The organism is Streptomyces sp. NPDC033136 (genome assembly GCF_055578235.1).
Map to the genome: position 1 here is coordinate 14214 of NZ_JBVIPD010000033.1, position 16769 is coordinate 30982.

Below are 16769 nucleotides of genomic sequence, written 5' to 3' on the forward strand. Positions count from 1 at the left end.
CGGTGCGTGCTAGCGTCCCGAACCGGGGCAGGTCGCCGTACGCGGCGGACGCGGCCGCGAACCGATGGTGAACGGTACGCGGCCGGGGGGAAGATGCTGAGAACAGAAGACGGGACACGGGGAGTGCCTTCGAGTGGCCACTGCGGAGCCGACACGCGCAGACGACGCCGGACCGGGACCGGTATCCGGCCCGCGAATACGCCTGCCCGCAGAGCCGGAGGGCACCCCGCCGGAGGGCACCCCGCCGGAGGGCGCCCCGCCGGAGGGCACCGGCGCACCCGGCCGTGACGGTGGTTCCCGGCTGCACCCCGCCCTGCTGACTCTGCGTGAGCGCATGCTGTGCCACCCGGTCCTGTCGATCACGGGCCTGGCCGGCATGCTCCACGTCGTCTGGTTCTTCACGTTCGCGAACAGCGGCGGCGACCTGGCCGCACAGGACGCGTGGGCCGAGTTCGTCGGCCGGCACCCGGACTCGGCGTACAACCTCGCCTGGTACGGCGGCATGCACCCGGTGTCGTACAGCGTGGTGTCGCCGTATCTGATGTCGGTGCTCGGCGTGCGGACGACGATGATGATCGCGGGCACGGTCTCGGCCGGTCTGCTGACCCTGCTCCTCCTGCGCACCCGCTCGGTCCGCAACCCCCTGTGGGCGTCGCTGGCGGGCGTGTTCGGGCTGTTCTGCAACGCCGTGTCCGGCCGGGTGACCTTCGGCCTGGGCATGATGTTCGCGCTCGGCGCGGTCGCGGTGGTGTTCTGCTGGCCGTACAAGTGGCGTTACAAGCGCTGGGCGAAGGCCCTGTGCGCGGCGCCCCTGGCCGCGCTGGCCACCATGGCGTCCCCGGTCGCGGGGCTGTTCGTGGGCCTGGTGGCGGTGGCGCTGTTCCTGCAGAAGCGGCGTCCCGGGGCCTGGGCCCTCGGCCTGGCGCCGACCGCGGTGGTCGCGGTGTCGGCCTGGCTGTTCCCGTTCTCGGGGACGCAACCGATGATCATCGGGTCGGTGGTGCTGCCCCTCGCGTTCTCGGTCCTCGTCTTCCTCCTGGTGCCGGAGGACTGGAAGACGGTCCGGCTGACGGCCGCGGTGTACGGCCTGGGTGTCGTGCTGGTGTGGCTCATCAGCTCCCAGATCGGCTCGAACATCACGCGCCTGGCGATGCTCTTCGCCGGAGTCGCGCTCGTCGCCGCGCTCCCCTACACGGTGCCGCGCAGCCGCAAGTGGTACGCCGCCGTCGTGGCGCTCGTCGGCTTCACGGTGTGGATCGGCTTCAAGACGGTCGACGACATCGTCCACACGGCCCCGGCGGCCTCCTGGTCCCGCGAGCTCGCGCCGCTGGTGAACGAACTGCAGGAGGTCGGCGCCGAGAAGGGCCGGGTCGAGGTCGTCCCCGCCCGCTCCCACCGCGAGGCCTCCGCCCTCGCCCCGTACGTCAACCTGGCCCGCGGCTGGAACCGCCAGGCCGACATGGAGCGCAACCCCCTCTTCTACGACGACACCCTCAACTCGGCGAACTACCACGAGTGGCTGAAGCGCTGGTCGGTGCACTACGTCGTCCTGCCGAAGGACGAGCCGGACGGCGACGGCGGCGAGCGCGAGCGGGCCCTGGTGCAGCGCGGCCTCCCCTACCTGACCCAGATCTGGGGCGACGCCAACTGGCAGCTCTTCAAGGTGACCGGCCCCACCCCCCTCGCCGGGCCGAACGCCGTGGTCGACCGGGCCGAGCAGGGTGAGGTGATCCTCCGGGTGAAGAAGCCGGGCCGCGTCCTGGTCCGCATCCCGTACTCGCCCTGGCTGAGCATCGTCGACGCGGAGGGCAGGAGCCTGAAGCCGCCCCAGGAGACGGAGGCGTCCAGGAACAGTCCCGAGGCGGAGCCGAAGACGTACACCAACGTCAACGGCTGCCTGCGGGAGACGGAGGAGGACGCCCAGGGCGACAGGTGGACGGAACTGCTGGCCCCCAAGGCGGGCACGTACCGCCTGGCGGCCCCGTACCAGCTCCCCCGGGGCACACCGTGCCCGGAGGAGCTGCGCTGACCCTCAGCGGAGCTGATCCACGTAAAGGTCAGTCCCCGGCACCGTGGGGATGAACGGCGCCACCAGCTCCACCCTGCCCAGCCCCGACTCCGCCACCGCCGTGTCCAGGCCCGTGAAGCAGGGGTCCCAGCACTGCCTCGGGTCCGTCTGGAGGAACCACAGCAGGGTCAGGCGGGTGTCGACGCCCTCGACCTGCTTGACGTAGGTCATGCGGTCGCCGGGCAGGGGGGTCGGGCGGAAAACGGTCACCAGCGCGGCCGGGGAGCCGGCGAGGCGCTTCGGGAGGTGGCGGGTGCGCAGCCACTCCAGCAGCTCGGCGTGCCGCTCGGGGGTGTCCGCCTCCACCACCTGGAGGACCAGGCCCGCGTAGGGGTGGTCGAGGGCGTGGCGGTCCCGGGGGCCCGCCACGCCGTCCCGGTAGACGGTCGCCTCGTGGTTCTGGAACGCCGTGAGGACGTGCGTGCGGTCGTGGTAGACGCGGCCGTCGCGGTTGAGGCGCCGGTTGACGGCGACCGTCCAGCGCATGTGGTCGTCGTAGCGGCCGTCGGTGATCCAGTACGTGGAGAGGTAGCAGCCGGTGGTGACGGGCCGGGCGATCGCCGACTTCTCGGGGTAGCGCAGGAGTCGCAGGTCCCGGGTGGCCACCCAGCGGCGGCCGGCGAACATCCAGGGCATGGCCATCGCACCGGCGTAGTAGTGGTCGTCCTCGTACCAGCGGTTGTACGCGTACTCGTGGCCCGGCCGCGGTTCGACCAGGGTGATGAGGGCGTGGCCGGGGTGGGTGCCGTAGGGGCCGACAGCGGCCAGTTCGGCGTACAGCTCGCTGCGGGTGTCGTCGCTCATGCCCTTCCCCTCTCTTGGCGGCTGACCCATACTCTGACGCCCCGTCAGATAATGCGCCAGGGTTCCGGGGAGGCTTCGATGCCACTGCTCGCGGGGAAGACGGTCGTCGTGTCGGGGGTCGGGGCCGGGCTCGGGCGGCAGGTCGCGGCGGCCGTCGTACGGGACGGCGGGCATGCCGTGCTCGGCGCCCGCACGGAGGCGCATCTGGCGAAGACCGCCGAAGAGGTGGACCCCGGCGGGGCGTGCACGGCGTACCGGGCCACCGACATCTCCGACGAGGCGCAGTGCGAGGCGCTCGCCGGGCTGGCGGTCGAGCGGTTCGGCCGGATCGACGCCGTCGTGCAGGTGGCCGCGCTCGACGGCCACTTCGGCGGGCTGGAGGACGCGGACTTCGAGGCCTGGCGTGCCGTCCTGGACGTGAATCTGCTGGGCGCGCTGCGGATGACCCGGGCCTGCCTGCCTTCGCTCAAACAGGGCGGCGGGTCCGTCGTGTTCATCGGGACGCAGTCGGCCGTGGCGGCTCCGTCGCAGGTGCGGCAGGCGGCGTACGCGGCGTCGAAGGGGGCGCTGACGAGTGCGATGTACTCGCTGGCGCGGGAGCTCGGCCCGCACCGGATCCGGGTCAACACGGTGCTGCCCGGCTGGATGTGGGGGCCTTCGGTGCAGGCGTACGTGCGGTTCGCGGCGCGGTCGCAAGGCGTGTCGGAGGCGGACGTGCTGGGCAGGCTGACGGATCGGATGGCGCTGCCGGAGCTGACGAGGGACGCGGACGTGGCGGACGCGGCCGCGTTCCTGGCCTCGGACCGGGCGCGGTCGATCACAGGGCAGTCGCTGCTGGTGAACGCGGGAGAGCTGATGCGCTGAGGAGCGACTTCCAGCCACATCACTCGTTCATGTACATAAACAGAGGTCACCTCACCGAACTATTTTGCGCTCTCTTGACCTTCCTCTTGCTTGCCGTGCGGACGTCACCGAACCCAGAGTTCACATGCCTGACTGTGGCGGCAGCACCGTGGAAGGGGACTCATGAACGGTCTCGACTGGGCCGTGCTCATCGGCTACTTCGCCGTGATGGTCGCGATCGGCGTCTGGTCGCACAAACGGGTGGACAACGTCAGCGACTTCTTCACCGCCGGCGGCAAGATGCCGTGGTGGCTCTCCGGCATCTCCCACCACATGTCGGGCTACAGCGCGGTGATGTTCACCGGGTACGCGGGCATCGCCTACACCTACGGCGTCACGTCCTTCGTCACCTGGTCCTTCCCCATCGCCCTCGGCATCGCCATCGGGTCGAAGCTCTTCGCACCGCGCATCAACCGGCTCCGCTCACGGCTCCATGTGGCCTCCCCGCTGGAGTACCTGAAGAACCGCTACGACCTCAAGACGCAGCAGGCGCTGGCCTGGTCCGGCATGCTGCTGAAGATCGTGGACGTGGGCGCGAAGTGGGCGGCGATCGCGACGCTGTTGTCCGTCTTCACGGGAATCTCCCTCAACCAGGGCATCCTCATCACCGGCTCCATCACGGCGATCTACTGCACCATCGGCGGCCTCTGGGCGGACGCGCTGACCGAACTCGGCCAGTTCATCATCCAGTTGCTGGCCGGCATCGCGATGTTCGCGGCGGTGTTCGTACGGCTCGACGACCACGGCGGCTTCTTCGGCGTCTGGGACTCGCCCGAACTCCAGGGCCACGAGAAACCGCTGGTCGGCCCGTACGGCACGGTCTTCCTGCTGGCGTTCCTCTTCATCAAGCTCTTCGAGTACAACGGCGGCATGCTCAACCAGGCCCAGCGCTACATGGCCACGCCCAACGCCAAGGAGGCCGAGCGCTCGGCCCGCCTGTCGGCGATCCTCTGGCTGGTCTGGCCGCTGGTGCTGTTCTTCCCGATGTGGATGTCGCCGCTGCTGGTCGACTCGCAGAAGCCGGACGGCTCCGACTCCTACGCCCTGATGACCGAACAACTCCTGCCGCACGGCCTGTTGGGCCTGGTCATCGTCGGCTTCTTCTCGCACACCATGGCCATGTGCTCCTCCGACGCCAACGCCATCGCGGCCGTGTTCACCCGGGACTGCGCGCCGGTGATCTGGGCGAGGGCCCGCACCTGGAACCAGAGCCAGGGCCTGCGGGTCGCCCGGATCGCCACGGTCGTCTTCCTCGGCCTGTCCATGGCGGCGGCGACGCAGGTCGACTCCCCGGCGTTCAAGGACATCATCACCGTCGTCATCAAGTGGGTGGCCGGCCTGATGGGCCCGATGGCGATCCCGATGATGCTGGGCCTGCTCCGCGCGTTCCGCCGCTCCGGCCCGACGGCGGCCCTCGTCAGCTGGTCGATGGGCCTGCTCGCCTTCTGGCTGGTGAACTACCCGATCCACTGGAACGTCGAGGGCGGCGTGCCGCTCCAGTACCAGGTGTCGATCCCGCTGGCGGTCTCCCTGGTCCTCTACGTCCTCGTCGGCTACATCAAGCCGGAGGACACCCCGGAGCGGCTGGCGCTCATCGAGAAGATCAACACCGACGGGGGCGGGGCGACGGCGGCCGCGATCCCGGCACCGGCCGGCCCGGCGGACGACGTGGTACGGGCGACGGTCAGGGAGTGAGCCGGACGCTCCGCTCAGGCACGGGGATAGCGGGCGAGCCACCCCGGTGACGACCCGCCGGGCCCGTGCAGGGCGGGCCCCTGGGTCATCTCCATGGCGAAGTCGTCGGCCAGCTCCAGCATCGTGGGACGGCCCTCCAGCTCGGCCAGCCAGGCCGGGGGGAGGGCCGTCTCGCCGTGCAGGGCGCCGAGCAGACCGCCGGTCAGCGCGCCGGTGGCGGCGGACGGGCCGTCGTGGTTGACGGCGAGAGCCAGCCCCTGCCGGACGTCGGCGGCGACGAGGGCGCAGTACACGGCGGCACCGACGAGGCTCTCCGCCGTACCGGACCCGCACAGCTCCGCCACGCGCTCCGGCCCGGGCAGCCCCTGCCGCACGGCACCGAGCGCGTGCTGGAGCGCGTCCGACACCGGCTGGTGCCCGGGCCGGGCCGCCAGCAGCGCGAAGGCCCGCTGCACGGCACCGTCCAGGCTCTCCCCGAGGGCGAGGGCGTGCACGATCACGGCGTACGCACCCGCCGCGAGAGACGCCGTCGGATGACCGTGGGTCTGCGCCGCGCACTCCACCGCGAGCTGGGCGACGAGCTGCGGCTCCCACCCCACGAGCAGCCCGAACGGGGCGGACCGGGCGGCGGCCTCCGGCCCGAGCTCACCGGGGTTCTTGGGCGCCTCGGGGGTCCCCATGGTCTCGTCGCCGAGCCCGAGGAGCAGCGCCCGGCTCGGATCCCGGCGCGCGTACAGCCACTCCTCCCGCGCGAGCCACCCGTCTTCCTTGCGCCGCTCGTCGGGCCCCCAGTCCCGCTGGGTGGCGGCCCAGCGCCGGTAGGCCCGGTGCAGGTCGGTGGGCGGATGCCAGGCGCCGGTGTCCCGCCGCACCTGGGCCCGTATGAGCCCGTCGACGGAGAACAGGGTGAGCTGCGTGAGGTGGGTGACGGCACCGCGTCTGCCGTAGGCGGGAGCCAGATCGACCAGCCCCTCCGCCCCGTACGCCTCCCTGATCCCGTCGATCCCCAGCCCGTCCACGGGCGCACCCAGCGCGTCCCCGACGGCCACGCCGAGCAGCGTCCCCCGCACCCGGCTGCGAAAGTCCTGCTGCTCCGTACGCCCCCAGACGGCACCGGCAGTCGCACCCACCTTGACCTCCCAGGGGCCCGTCCACACGTACGACAGTTCAGCACTGTATTCGAAGGCGGAGGGTGGGTTCAGGGGGTGGAAGGGGTGGGGGGTGTGACTGAAGGTGGTGCCGGGTGGTGCCGAGTGGTCGGTGATCAGCCGTGCCAGGTCAGGTTGCAGACATGGAGGCACTCATCGCATGCCTACACCACCTCGCGCCCGGTGGTCCTGCAATCGCGGCATCCGCCGGGCTGCGCGGCCCGGAAGGCCCGTTCGCAGCCGTCGTTCACCCCTGCGGGTGAGCTGCGGGGGCGGTGGGGGTGGGTTGGTTCTTTCCCCGGTTCTTTGGTTCTTGGCGGCGGGACCGGCCGGGTCATGACGGGCCGCGATCCGGCTCCTCGAAGTCGCGGGCCAGGACCTCTGCGTCGGGATAGCCCGATCCCGACCCGGTATCCCCGGTGACGCCCAGATCACGGCGCATCGCTTCCCTCGCGACGGCGATCAGGGACCAGATGCCATGCTGACCCACAGCAGCCGTGCGCAGGGTCTCGTCTGGCCGTGGGGATCCCTGCTCCAGGCGCTTGACCTGCCCGTACACCCCGTTCAGCGCCTCGTTGACCGCCCGGGCGGGGGCGATCACCGCGTCGGGCGCGATCATCAGCGCCTCCGACCAGCGGTCGCGATAGGTGTCCTTTGCCGCCTCCAGGGCCTGTACGTCCTCGTCACCGGGTGTGCGGTCCCGCATGACGTACAGGTGCCGGCTGATCGCCGTGCAGAACTGCCGTGCGTCGCGGTGCAGTTCCGTATAGGTGCGGCGCCGCAGCTCGCGGTTCTCGCGCCTCTCCTGGAGCGCCTGGGTCATCTCCAGCTCGCGCCGTTTGGCCCTTTCGGCACCCTGCTGGGTGAGCAGCGCACCCCCGAGCGTCCCCGCCACACCGGCCACGGCTATCAAGACCGCCCCCACGTCCATCCGACCACCCTAGACCGAGTGACCTGCCAAGTCGCTACGATCAAGCGCCAGTTCGGCCCATACCGTCTTCGCATGAGCCGGTGCCTCCGTCACGCCCCAGCGGTCCGCAAGCACCTCGACGATGCGCATGCCCCTGCCTCCTTCCGCGTCCTCCTCGACCGGGTTGGGGAGTCGCGGGACCCGGTCACCCCGGGCGTCCGTGACCTCGATGCGGAGGGTGTGGTCGGGGCGCAGTTCGAGGCCGATCCGGAAGTCCCTGCCCGGGACCCGGCCGTGCAGTACGGCGTTGGACGCCAGCTCGGCCACCACCTGCGCGGTGGTCTCGTACGGCTCGCCCCACTCGTCGAGTTGGCGTTCGGTGAGCAGGCGGGCCAGTCGAGCACCTCTGCGGGTTGCGGACAGTTGTACGGCGAAGTACCGGGTGGGGGTCGGGGTTCGCGTGGGGGATTTCTGACTCATGTCACCCAGCGTGGCCGTTCCTCCCTACCCTGAACAGCGATGACCTCGGTACGGAGCGTGACTGTCCGGACGCGTGGCGGGGTCGTACGGCTCGTACGTCAGGAGGGGAAGGCGTGGAGGACGAGGAAGCGGCGGCCGTGCTCAGGACGGTCGGGCGGCAGATCAAGATGTGGCGCGAGGCCGCCGGTCTGAAGCAGGCGGAGTTGGGCTTGGCCATCGGGTACGGGGAGGAGATGGTCTCCTCTGTGGAGCGGGCGCGGCGCGTTCCGAAGCCGGATTTCCTGGACAAGGCCGATGAGGTGCTGGGCGCCGGCGGCAAGCTCTCCACGATGAAGGAGGACGTGGAGAAGGCCCGGTATCCGAAGAAGGTGAGGGACCTGGCGAAACTGGAGGACGAGGCCGTCGAACTCGGGGCCTACGACAACCACCAGATCAACGGGCTTCTCCAGACACCGGAGTACGCCCAGGCGTTGTACGCCATGAGGCGGCCGGCCTTCACGGAGGACGAGATCGAGCGGCACGTCGCCGCGCGCATGGCACGGAAGGCCGTGTTCGATCGCGTGCCGCGAGCACTCATCACCTTTGTCCAGGAAGAGACGACGCTACGGAGGCCGGTCGGAGGCAGAATGGTGCTGCGCCAGCAGCTCGAACACCTGTTGGAGGTCGCCGAGTTGCGGCACGTGTCGATCCAGGTCATGCCGACGGACCGGGAGGATCACGCGGGGATGGCAGGCCCGTTCGGGGTGCTGAAGCTCCAGGACGGCAAGACCCTGGGACACCTCGAAGCCCACCTGCACAATCGCGTGATCAGCGATTCTCGGGGCGCCCAGATCCTCGACATGCGCTATGGAATGATCCGGGCGCAGGCCCTCTCGCCCCAAGAGTCCCTGGCCTTCATCGGAAAAGTTCTGGGAGAAGAGACGTGACCACTGAGCTCGACTGGTACAAGAGCAGCTACAGCAGCAATGACGGTCCTGCTTGTGTCGAGGCCGCCATATCCCGAACCCCATCCCCCGCCATCCTCATCCGCGACTCCAAGAACAAGAACGGCCGTCGGCTGGCCTTCACCGACGGTGCCTGGTCCGAGTTCCTGGAGTTCGCGGCGGGACGCTGAACGGTCTCCTCGCCCTCGCACGCCGACGGCTCCCTCCTCCTTCTGTGAACAGGGGAGGGAGCCGTCAGGTGTGTCCGGAGGGGCGCGCCCTCAACAGGTCAGGCGTGACGGCGCGAGTGCCGGTTGCCGGTGATCACGCGGTAGAGGGCGAGCAGGATGAGGGAGCCGACGATCGCGGCGATCCAGGTGGAGAGTTCGAAGAACCCGTCGATGGAGTCGACGCCGAACACGACCTTTCCGAGCCATCCGCCGAGCAGACCGCCGGCGACACCGATGAGCATGGTGATGATGATGCCGCCCGGGTCCTTGCCCGGCATCAGGGCCTTGGCGATCGCGCCGGCGAGCAGCCCGATGATGATCCAAGCAATGATGCCCATCATGCCTCTCCACTTCGTCATATAAGGATTGTGTTAAGTCATCGGGTGCACCGAATCTCCCCCGGCAAACACCGCCTTCTCACATCGGCTCCGCCTGCTCTGATCCGAACGAGCGGCGTAATCCGGGTCCGGTGAAGTCGACGCGGGCGGCGGCGTGTTCGGCGGATCGGCCGCGGAGTACGGGTACACCGGACGGCCGCCCCTGGGGAGAATGATCGGCATGGCCACCTCCACATCACGCGGCGGGCTGTCTCTCGCCGCCACGCTGCTCACCGCATCCGTCGCCCTCTACATGGCACTTGTCGCCTTCGGGAACATCACCGACTTCGGGACCAACCAGCAGTTCGTCCGGCACGTGCTGGCCATGGACACCACGTTCAAGGACGAGGACCTGATGTGGCGGGCCGTCACGAACCAGTCACTGCAGGACGCCGCCTACGTCGCGATCATCGTCTGGGAGGCCGTCGCCGCGCTCGTCCTCATATACGGGACCTGGCTGTGGGCCAGGCGGGACGAGGTGCGCGCCCGGCGGATGTCCACGTACGGGTTGCTGATGGTGATGCTGCTCTTCGGGGCCGGGTTCATCGCGATCGGCGGTGAGTGGTTCTCGATGTGGCAGTCGAAGAGCTGGAACGGGCTGGACGCCGCGACCCGGGTGTTCGTGTTCAGCGGGGTCGTGCTGATCGTCAACCAGTTGTCGGTCCGGCGGCCGGAGACGGCAACCGCCTGAGCCCAGGCCCTACTTGACCACGGTCACGGTCGTGCCGACCGTGCCGAACGCCCACAGTGCCGTGCCGTCCGCCTTCTTCGTCCGGACACCGCCCGTCTTCGCTCCGGAGGCGGCGGGCGGTGGCGAGGCTCCGTCGACCGCGTGGGAGAAGGCGACGGAGACGCCGGACTTCGCGGCGAAGTAGATGATGTGCTCGATCCGGACGCCGTCGGAGCCGGTCGTGGCCGCGTTGCGGGACGACACCGTGTAGGTGCCGGGGTCGGGGCTGACGGTGCCCGGCCAGACGGTGAACGTGCGGCGGGTCGCCTCGCTGGCGTCGACCAGCCAGACCCGCTTCTCGCCGAGGGAGTAGACGATGCGCCGGCCGGTGCCGGAGCCGTCGGGCACCCGGGTCGGGACGGACGCGGTGGCGGTGGGCTGCGCTCCCGCCGACGCCGAGGCGCTCGGCTTGGCCGAGGTGGCGGTGGGGTGCGGACCCCGGTCCGCCTGCACGGCCAGGACCGTCACCGCGGCTATCGCTCCCACGGTCAGCCCGGTCGTCCAGGCCCACGAAGGAAGTCGGGCAGGCACGGGCACGCATCTCCTCAGTCACGGGGCCCCGCGGAACGGGGGTTCCGATCATCGTACTGCGAGCCCGTTGTTCCCCAGGAGGCTCAGGGGCCGTCCACGGCCTTCCGGACCGGGACCGGCCCGGTGCCCGCCCCGCGGGCGGTGTGGCGCGGGGAGCGCACCGGGGCCGGGTAGGAGAGGTGCACGAGCCGGATCTGCTCCTGCCGCATGTGCGTGAGCGACTCCAGGATGTAGCCGACGAGCAGGACGACCGCGGCGATGGTCATGATCGCGGCGGCGAGGATCGCCGTGGGGAGGCGGGGCACGGTGCCCGTGCGGACGAAGTCGGCGATGACGGGGATGCCGAGGATCACCGAGATCAGGGCCAGGACGCCGGCGATCACGGTGTGGACGAGGGAGGGGCGCTCGCGGCGCGCCAGGTCGAGGATGACCCGCAGGATGCGCCAGCCGTCCCGGTAGGTGCGCAGCTTGCTCTCGCCGCCGGCGGGCCGGACCCGGTAGTCGACGACCGCCTCCGCCGTGGGGAGACGGAGGTGGAGGGCGTGGATGGTCATCTCGGTCTCGGTCTCGAACTCGCGGGCCAGCGCCGGGAAGGACTTCACGAAGCGGCGCGAGAAGACCCGGTAGCCGCTGAGCATGTCGGTCACGTCGTTGCCGAAGAGGGACCGCACCGCCCCGGTGAGCAGCCTGTTGCCGACCGCGTGCCCGGCCCGGTAGGCCCCGTCGGCCGTCACACGGCGGGCGCCGACGACCTGGTCGTACGGCCCTTCGAAGAGCAGGTTCACCAGGTCCCGGGCGCGGGAGGCGTCGTAGGTGTCGTCGCCGTCGATGATGAGCAGCGCGTCCGCGTCGACATCGGCGAAGGCGCGGCGGATGACGTTGCCCTTGCCCTTGCGGGACTCCTCCCGGACGATCGCGCCCGCCGCACGGGCGACCTCCACGGTGCGGTCGGTGGAGGCGTTGTCGTAGACGTAGACGACGGCCTCGGGGAGGGCCGCGCGCAGGTCGCCCACCACCTTGCCGACGGCCGCCTCCTCGTTGTGGCACGGCACGACGCACGCGATCGTCGGCTCCACGGCTGCTCCCATCCGAACCGGCACCGATACGACAGATACGTCGAAAATCATGCAATATGGGCGGGTCTGTACGGCGGGGGCGCGCCGGGTCGCTACTCTCGCTGCGTGCCGGTCCTCGCCTCCATGACACTGCGTGCGCGTGACGCCGTCAGAGGCGTCTGGCGCGAGGCCGCCAAGTTCGGCGTCGTCGGGGCCCTGGCCTTCGTCGTGGACCACGGCGGCTACAACCTGCTCGTCTTCGGCCTGCCCGGCGGCGCCCGGGGCGGGCCGATGGCGGCCGCTCCCGTCCAGGCCTCCGTCCTCGCGACCGGCGCCGCCGCGCTCTTCAGCTGGGCCGGAAACCGCTACTGGACCTATCGCCACCAGCACGGCGAGCGGGTGACCCGCGAACTGGCCCTGTTCCTCGTCGCCAACGGGGTCGGGCTCGCCATCACCGCGGGCACCGTCTTCGCCTCCCGGGAGCTGCTCGGGCTCGACTCCCCGCTCAGTGACAACACCGCCCGCATCCTCGGCTGGGTGCTCGCGACCCTGTTCCGCTTCTACGCCTACCGGCGCTACGTCTTCGTCGCACCCTGAGCGTCGCACCCTGAGCCGTCGGCAACCGACGACCCGTTAGCATCCGGCATATGGGACAAATGACATGGCTGCCGCGTGTGCAGCGCTGGGTCTGGGGGCTGGCCGCCGTCGCCGCGGTCTGCTGCCTGGGCACGATCCTCGTGTTCGCCCCCGGCTACCTGAGTCCCGACAGCCTCGACCAGCTGCGGCAGGCCAGGGGGCAGCGGCCCCTGACCGACTGGCATCCGCCCGTGCTGAGCCTGGTGTGGCGGGCGCTCATCGCCGTGACCGGGTCGTTCGCAGCCATGGCCGTCCTGCAGTCCGTCATCCTCTGGGGCGCGCTGTGGGTCCTGGCGTGGTGCGTCTGGGGGCTGACCGCGAGCCGCGGCGGTTCGCTCGCCGTGCTCGGCCTCGGGCTGCTGCCCTTCGTGCTGACGTTCGCCGGGGTGGTGTGGAAGGACGTGCACACGGCGTTCGCGCTGCTCGCGGCCTGCGCGGTCGCGTTCACCGGGCTGCGGATCCGGGACCGGCGGGTGCGCCCGGGCGTGCGGTGGGGGCTGCTCTGGCTGGGCGTGCTGTTCCTCGCGTACGCCATGCTCGTGCGCAAGAACGCCTTCTTCGCCGCGCTCCCCGTCTTCGCCCTGCTGGTCCTCGCGCTGTGGCGTGCTCCGGGGCGCCGTACGTGGGTGATGTGCACGGCCGCCCTCGTGGCCGGGCTCGTCGTGCCGGCCGCCGCGATCTCGCTGTTCGCGAAGCCGGTGCAGACCAAGCAGGGGGCGCAGATCATGCTCGACGACCTCGTCCATGTGCTGACGGCGGACGAACTGCGGTCCGCCGACGTGTCACCCGGCCTGCGGGACCGGCTCGTGGCCGCGGCACGGGAGTGCGAGCGCGTCGGGGCCCTGTCGGACGCCTACTGGGCCTGCTACGAACGCCCGGCGGACGGGCTGCGCGGGGACTCCGGCGAGATCACGTCCCTGTGGCTGCGCGAGATGAGCGGGCACGTGCCGCAGTATCTGCGGTACCGGCTGCGGCTCTTCACGTCGTTGCTGTTCGAGACCGGCTATCCGTACCACCCGGGGGTCAGCCGCAACGACCTGGGCATCGAGGTGGCGCATCCCCGGCTGGAGGGCATGCTCGACACGTACGTCACCGGCGTGGCGGCGGACCTGCGGTGGCTGTTCCGCGGCTGGTTCTGGCTCACGGTCGCGCTCGTGCTCGCCGTACGGCCCGGCAAGGGGGTCTTCGCGATGCCGGTCCGGGCCCTGGGCATCAGCTCGGCGGCCTACATCCTCGGCTACCTGCCGATCATGCCCGCGACGAACTACCGGTACCTCTACTGGCCGGCCATCGCCGGCGCCCTCGGCCTGCTCCTGCTCCTGCTCGGCCGGCGCGGCACTCCCCCGCGACCGGCGTCCCCCGGCGCCACGGCCGACCGCGCCTCGACGGCGCATCAGCCGGCGGACGCCGGGGGCCAGTAGACAGCCTGCCTCGGTCAGCCGGAATCGTCACTGTCAGTCCAGCACCGGCAGCAGCTCCGGCAGGTGCCCGTCCGACGCCTGTGCCGTCCGCTGCCGCTCCTGGGGGACCTCCCCGTACAGGGTGGTGCGGGGCCTGGCCGGGCGGCCCGCCGCGTCCGCCACCGCGATCAGGTCCTTCACCGACTTGTACGAGCCGTACGACGAGCCCGCCATGCGGGAGATGGTCTCCTCCATGAGCGTCCCGCCGAGGTCGTTGGCGCCCGAGCGGAGCATCTCGGCCGCGCCCTCGGTGCCCAGCTTGACCCAGCTGGTCTGGATGTTGGGGATGTGCGGGTGCAGCAGGAGCCGGGCCATGGCCGTGACCGCGCGGTTGTCCCGCAGGGTCGGGCCCGGGCGGGCGATCCCCGCCAGGTACACCGGCGCGTTGGTGTGCACGAACGGCAGCGTCACGAACTCGGTGAAGCCGCCCGTGCGCTGCTGGATGCCGGCGAGGGTGCGCAGGTGCCCGAGCCAGTGACGGGGCTGGTCCACATGCCCGTACATCATCGTCGAGGACGACCGGATGCCCAGCTCGTGGGCCGTCGTCACGACGTCGATCCAGTCCGCCGCGGGCAGCTTGCCCTTGGTGAGGATCCAGCGGACCTCGTCGTCGAGGATCTCGGCGGCCGTGCCCGGGATGGTGTCCAGGCCCGCCTCCTTGGCGGCGGTGAGCCACTCGCGGACCGACATGCCGGTGCGGGTCGCGCCGTTGACGACCTCCATCGGCGAGAAGGCGTGCACGTGCATGCCGGGCACGCGTTCCTTCACGGCCCGCGCGATGTCGAAGTACGCCGTGCCGGGCAGGTCCGGGTGGATGCCGCCCTGCATGCAGACCTCCACCGCGCCGACGTCCCAGGCCTGCTGGGCCCGGTCGGCGACCTGGTCGAGGGAGAGGGTGTAGGCGTCGGCGTCCGTGCGGCGCTGGGCGAAGGCGCAGAAGCGGCAGCCGGTGTAGCAGACGTTGGTGAAGTTGATGTTGCGGGTGACGATGTAGGTGACGTCGTCGCCGACGGCCGACTTCCGTACGTCGTCGGCGACCCGGGCGAGGGCGTCCAGCGCCGGGCCGTCCGCGTGCAGCAGGGCCAGCGCCTCGTCGTCGGTGAGCTTCGTCGGGTCGTCGGCGGCCGTGCGCAGGGCCTGCCGTACGTCGGTGTCGATGCGCTCGGGTGCCATGCCCGGGGCGGCGGCCTCGCGCAGGGCGCCCCAGTCGCCGTACACCTCGTCGAAGTCGTCCCGGCGGTCGCCGCTGCGGCCCTCGGTGTCGATCGAGGAGTGCAGGTCCGTGCGGCCGGACGCGACGAAGACCTCCTCCGGCTCCTGCCACGGCAGGCCCTCCGGCAGGGCCTCGGGGCGGGCGAGGCCGGTCTCCGGGTCGGCCAGCGCGGCCACGTGCGGGCGCAGCCGCGGGTCCAGCCACGGCTCGCCGCGCCGGACGAACTCCGGGTACACGCAGAGTCGTTCGCGCAGTTCGAAACCGGCGGCGCGGGACTTCTCGGCGAGCTGGTCGATCTGCGGCCAGGGGCGCTCGGGGTTGACGTGGTCGATGGTGAGCGGGGAGACCCCGCCCCAGTCGTCGATGCCGGCGCCGATGAGCCGCTCGTACTCGTCGTCGACGAGGTTGGGCGGGGCCTGGATACAGCCCGAGGGGCCCATCAGGAGGCGGGCGACGGCCACCGTGGCGACCAGTTCGTCCAGTTCCGCGTCCGGCATGCCGCGCATCGCGGTGTCCGGCTTGGCGCGGAAGTTCTGGATGATCAGTTCCTGGACGCCGTGGTAGGCCCGGGAGACCTTCCGCAGCGCGAACAGGGACTCGGCGCGCTCCTCGTGGGTCTCGCCGATGCCTATGAGGATCCCCGAGGTGAAGGGGACGGAGGAGCGGCCCGCGTCCTCGAGGACGCGCAGGCGGACGGCGGGCTCCTTGTCGGGAGAGCCGTGGTGGGGGCCGCCCGGCTCGGACCAGAGCCGGGTCGCGGTGGTCTCCAGCATCATGCCCATGCTGGGCGCGACGGGCTTCAGCCGCTGGAAGTCGGTCCAGCTCATCACCCCCGGGTTCAGATGGGGCAGCAGGCCCGTCTCCTCCAGGATGCGGATGGAGATGGCACGGACGTAGGCGAGGGTGTCGTCGTAGCCGTGCGCGTCGAGCCACTCACGCGCCTCGGGCCAGCGGTCCTCGGGCTTGTCGCCGAGGGTGATGAGGGCTTCCTTGCAGCCGAGGGCGGCGCCCTTGCGGGCGATGTCCAGTACCTCGTCGGGGGACATGAACATCCCGTGGCCGTCGCGGCGCAGCTTGCCGGGGACGGTGACGAACGTGCAGTAGTGGCACTTGTCCCGGCACAGCCGGGTCAGGGGGATGAAGACGCTCTTCGAGTACGTGATGACGCCGGGGCGGCCGGCCGCCTCCAGGCCCGCGTCCCGCACCCGGGCGGCCGAGGCCGACAGGTCCTCCAGCCGCTCGCCCCGGGCCTGGAGCAGGACCGCCGCCTCGGCGACGTCGAGCGCGACGCCGTCCCTGGCCCGTTTCAGGGCGCGACGCATGGAGTTCTCGGTGGGGCCGGTTCCGGAGGTCGCGGAAGTCGTCATCCTTCGAGCATACGAGTGCGCTGATCAGGCGTGGGGAACCCCGTCAGTGGAAGGCCAGCCACCCGATGCCCAGGACGGACACGAGACCGGCTGCGGCCACGGCGGCCGGCCGGTTGCGGTGCAGGGTGAACCAGAGCAGCGCGGCGGTCACGAGCACCGCGGCCGTGCCGATCGCGCCGCGCAGCGGCCCCTCGCTGTAGCCGTACTCGCCGAAATGGCGCACGAGCCAAGAGAACCAG

The 16769-nt window shown here is 70.9% G+C and carries 17 protein-coding genes; 8 read left to right on the forward strand and 9 right to left on the reverse strand.

From position 1 onward, the window contains the following. Nucleotides 1–133: 133 nt before the first annotated feature. The gene (locus tag ACZ5TL_RS36640; RefSeq protein WP_468595116.1) at nt 134–2029 is read left to right on the forward strand and encodes an MFS transporter; all 1896 of its coding nucleotides are present in this window, start codon (nt 134–136) and stop codon (nt 2027–2029) included. A 3-nt stretch (nt 2030–2032) separates the two neighbouring features. On the opposite strand, the gene ACZ5TL_RS36645 is transcribed toward ACZ5TL_RS36640, so the two are convergent. Next, nucleotides 2033–2872: a hypothetical protein gene (locus ACZ5TL_RS36645; protein ID WP_468595117.1), complete on the reverse strand. Its 840-nt coding sequence runs from the start codon at nt 2870–2872 to the stop codon at nt 2033–2035. A gap of 78 nt (nt 2873–2950) precedes the next feature. On the opposite strand from ACZ5TL_RS36645, the gene ACZ5TL_RS36650 reads away from it, so the two are divergent. Together ACZ5TL_RS36650 and ACZ5TL_RS36655 are read left to right on the forward strand one after the other, a co-directional pair. Beyond that, nucleotides 2951–3736 carry an SDR family oxidoreductase gene (locus ACZ5TL_RS36650; protein WP_468595118.1) on the forward strand — a complete coding sequence of 262 codons (786 nt, stop codon included), beginning with the start codon at nt 2951–2953 and terminating at the stop codon, nt 3734–3736. A gap of 162 nt (nt 3737–3898) precedes the next feature. Then, on the forward strand, nt 3899–5470 hold the full coding sequence (locus ACZ5TL_RS36655; RefSeq protein WP_468595119.1) for a sodium:solute symporter family protein: 1572 nt from the start codon (nt 3899–3901) through the stop codon (nt 5468–5470). A 14-nt stretch (nt 5471–5484) separates the two neighbouring features. Here the strand turns inward: ACZ5TL_RS36655 and ACZ5TL_RS36660 are convergent, their stop codons facing one another. From ACZ5TL_RS36660 to ACZ5TL_RS36670, 3 genes are all read right to left on the reverse strand, one after another. Continuing rightward, the gene (locus tag ACZ5TL_RS36660; RefSeq protein ID WP_468595120.1) at nt 5485–6600 is read right to left on the reverse strand and encodes an ADP-ribosylglycohydrolase family protein; all 1116 of its coding nucleotides are present in this window, start codon (nt 6598–6600) and stop codon (nt 5485–5487) included. A gap of 352 nt (nt 6601–6952) precedes the next feature. Next, nucleotides 6953–7549, reverse strand: a complete 597-nt coding sequence (locus ACZ5TL_RS36665) for a hypothetical protein (protein WP_468595121.1) — start codon at nt 7547–7549, stop codon at nt 6953–6955. 9 nt (nt 7550–7558) lie between these two features. Continuing rightward, nucleotides 7559–8008, reverse strand: a complete 450-nt coding sequence (locus tag ACZ5TL_RS36670) for an ATP-binding protein (RefSeq protein WP_468595122.1) — start codon at nt 8006–8008, stop codon at nt 7559–7561. Between the two features lie 113 nt (nt 8009–8121). Between ACZ5TL_RS36670 and ACZ5TL_RS36675 the strand changes: the two genes are divergently transcribed. Beyond that, a complete protein-coding gene (locus tag ACZ5TL_RS36675; protein WP_468595123.1) occupies nt 8122–8934 on the forward strand; it encodes a helix-turn-helix domain-containing protein in 813 nt (270 codons plus the stop codon). After that, the gene (locus ACZ5TL_RS36680) at nt 8931–9122 is read left to right on the forward strand and encodes a DUF397 domain-containing protein (RefSeq protein ID WP_468595124.1); all 192 of its coding nucleotides are present in this window, start codon (nt 8931–8933) and stop codon (nt 9120–9122) included. Before ACZ5TL_RS36675 ends, ACZ5TL_RS36680 begins: the two co-directional genes overlap by 4 nt. Nucleotides 9123–9220: 98 nt before the next feature. On the opposite strand, the gene ACZ5TL_RS36685 is transcribed toward ACZ5TL_RS36680, so the two are convergent. Then, the gene (locus ACZ5TL_RS36685) at nt 9221–9499 is read right to left on the reverse strand and encodes a GlsB/YeaQ/YmgE family stress response membrane protein (RefSeq protein ID WP_468595163.1); all 279 of its coding nucleotides are present in this window, start codon (nt 9497–9499) and stop codon (nt 9221–9223) included. Between the two features lie 220 nt (nt 9500–9719). Here ACZ5TL_RS36685 and ACZ5TL_RS36690 point away from each other — a divergent pair, with 220 nt between their 5' ends. Beyond that, the gene (locus ACZ5TL_RS36690) at nt 9720–10229 is read left to right on the forward strand and encodes a DUF2165 domain-containing protein (RefSeq protein WP_468595125.1); all 510 of its coding nucleotides are present in this window, start codon (nt 9720–9722) and stop codon (nt 10227–10229) included. 9 nt (nt 10230–10238) lie between these two features. On the opposite strand, the gene ACZ5TL_RS36695 is transcribed toward ACZ5TL_RS36690, so the two are convergent. Both ACZ5TL_RS36695 and ACZ5TL_RS36700 read right to left on the reverse strand, forming a co-directional pair. Further along, nucleotides 10239–10799, reverse strand: coding sequence for a hypothetical protein (locus tag ACZ5TL_RS36695; protein ID WP_468595126.1), 561 nt, complete (start codon nt 10797–10799; stop codon nt 10239–10241). 83 nt (nt 10800–10882) lie between these two features. Beyond that, nucleotides 10883–11875, reverse strand: a complete 993-nt coding sequence (locus ACZ5TL_RS36700; protein ID WP_468595127.1) for a glycosyltransferase family 2 protein — start codon at nt 11873–11875, stop codon at nt 10883–10885. A 105-nt stretch (nt 11876–11980) separates the two neighbouring features. Here ACZ5TL_RS36700 and ACZ5TL_RS36705 point away from each other — a divergent pair, with 105 nt between their 5' ends. Both ACZ5TL_RS36705 and ACZ5TL_RS36710 read left to right on the forward strand, forming a co-directional pair. Further along, nucleotides 11981–12451, forward strand: coding sequence for a GtrA family protein (locus tag ACZ5TL_RS36705; protein WP_468595128.1), 471 nt, complete (start codon nt 11981–11983; stop codon nt 12449–12451). A 50-nt stretch (nt 12452–12501) separates the two neighbouring features. Then, nucleotides 12502–13911: a hypothetical protein gene (locus ACZ5TL_RS36710; protein WP_468595129.1), complete on the forward strand. Its 1410-nt coding sequence runs from the start codon at nt 12502–12504 to the stop codon at nt 13909–13911. A 33-nt stretch (nt 13912–13944) separates the two neighbouring features. Here ACZ5TL_RS36710 and ACZ5TL_RS36715 read toward each other — a convergent pair whose 3' ends face one another. Together ACZ5TL_RS36715 and ACZ5TL_RS36720 are read right to left on the reverse strand one after the other, a co-directional pair. Then, nucleotides 13945–16530 carry a bifunctional FO biosynthesis protein CofGH gene (locus tag ACZ5TL_RS36715; protein ID WP_468595130.1) on the reverse strand — a complete coding sequence of 862 codons (2586 nt, stop codon included), beginning with the start codon at nt 16528–16530 and terminating at the stop codon, nt 13945–13947. Between the two features lie 43 nt (nt 16531–16573). Continuing rightward, nucleotides 16574–16753 carry a hypothetical protein gene (locus tag ACZ5TL_RS36720; protein ID WP_468595131.1) on the reverse strand — a complete coding sequence of 60 codons (180 nt, stop codon included), beginning with the start codon at nt 16751–16753 and terminating at the stop codon, nt 16574–16576. Nucleotides 16754–16769 lie beyond the last annotated feature (16 nt).

Bases quoted from the DNA above. Each gene is read 5' to 3' on its own strand.
- ACZ5TL_RS36670 (WP_468595122.1), bottom strand. From the start codon at position 8,008: ATGAGTCAGAAATCCCCCACGCGAACCCCGACCCCCACCCGGTACTTC.
- ACZ5TL_RS36650 (WP_468595118.1), top strand. From the start codon at position 2,951: ATGCCACTGCTCGCGGGGAAGACGGTCGTCGTGTCGGGGGTCGGGGCC.
- ACZ5TL_RS36710 (WP_468595129.1), top strand. From the start codon at position 12,502: ATGGGACAAATGACATGGCTGCCGCGTGTGCAGCGCTGGGTCTGGGGG.
- ACZ5TL_RS36685 (WP_468595163.1), bottom strand. From the start codon at position 9,499: ATGGGCATCATTGCTTGGATCATCATCGGGCTGCTCGCCGGCGCGATC.
- ACZ5TL_RS36715 (WP_468595130.1), bottom strand. From the start codon at position 16,530: ATGACGACTTCCGCGACCTCCGGAACCGGCCCCACCGAGAACTCCATG.
- ACZ5TL_RS36690 (WP_468595125.1), top strand. From the start codon at position 9,720: ATGGCCACCTCCACATCACGCGGCGGGCTGTCTCTCGCCGCCACGCTG.
- ACZ5TL_RS36665 (WP_468595121.1), bottom strand. From the start codon at position 7,549: ATGGACGTGGGGGCGGTCTTGATAGCCGTGGCCGGTGTGGCGGGGACG.
- ACZ5TL_RS36645 (WP_468595117.1), bottom strand. From the start codon at position 2,872: ATGAGCGACGACACCCGCAGCGAGCTGTACGCCGAACTGGCCGCTGTC.
- ACZ5TL_RS36655 (WP_468595119.1), top strand. From the start codon at position 3,899: ATGAACGGTCTCGACTGGGCCGTGCTCATCGGCTACTTCGCCGTGATG.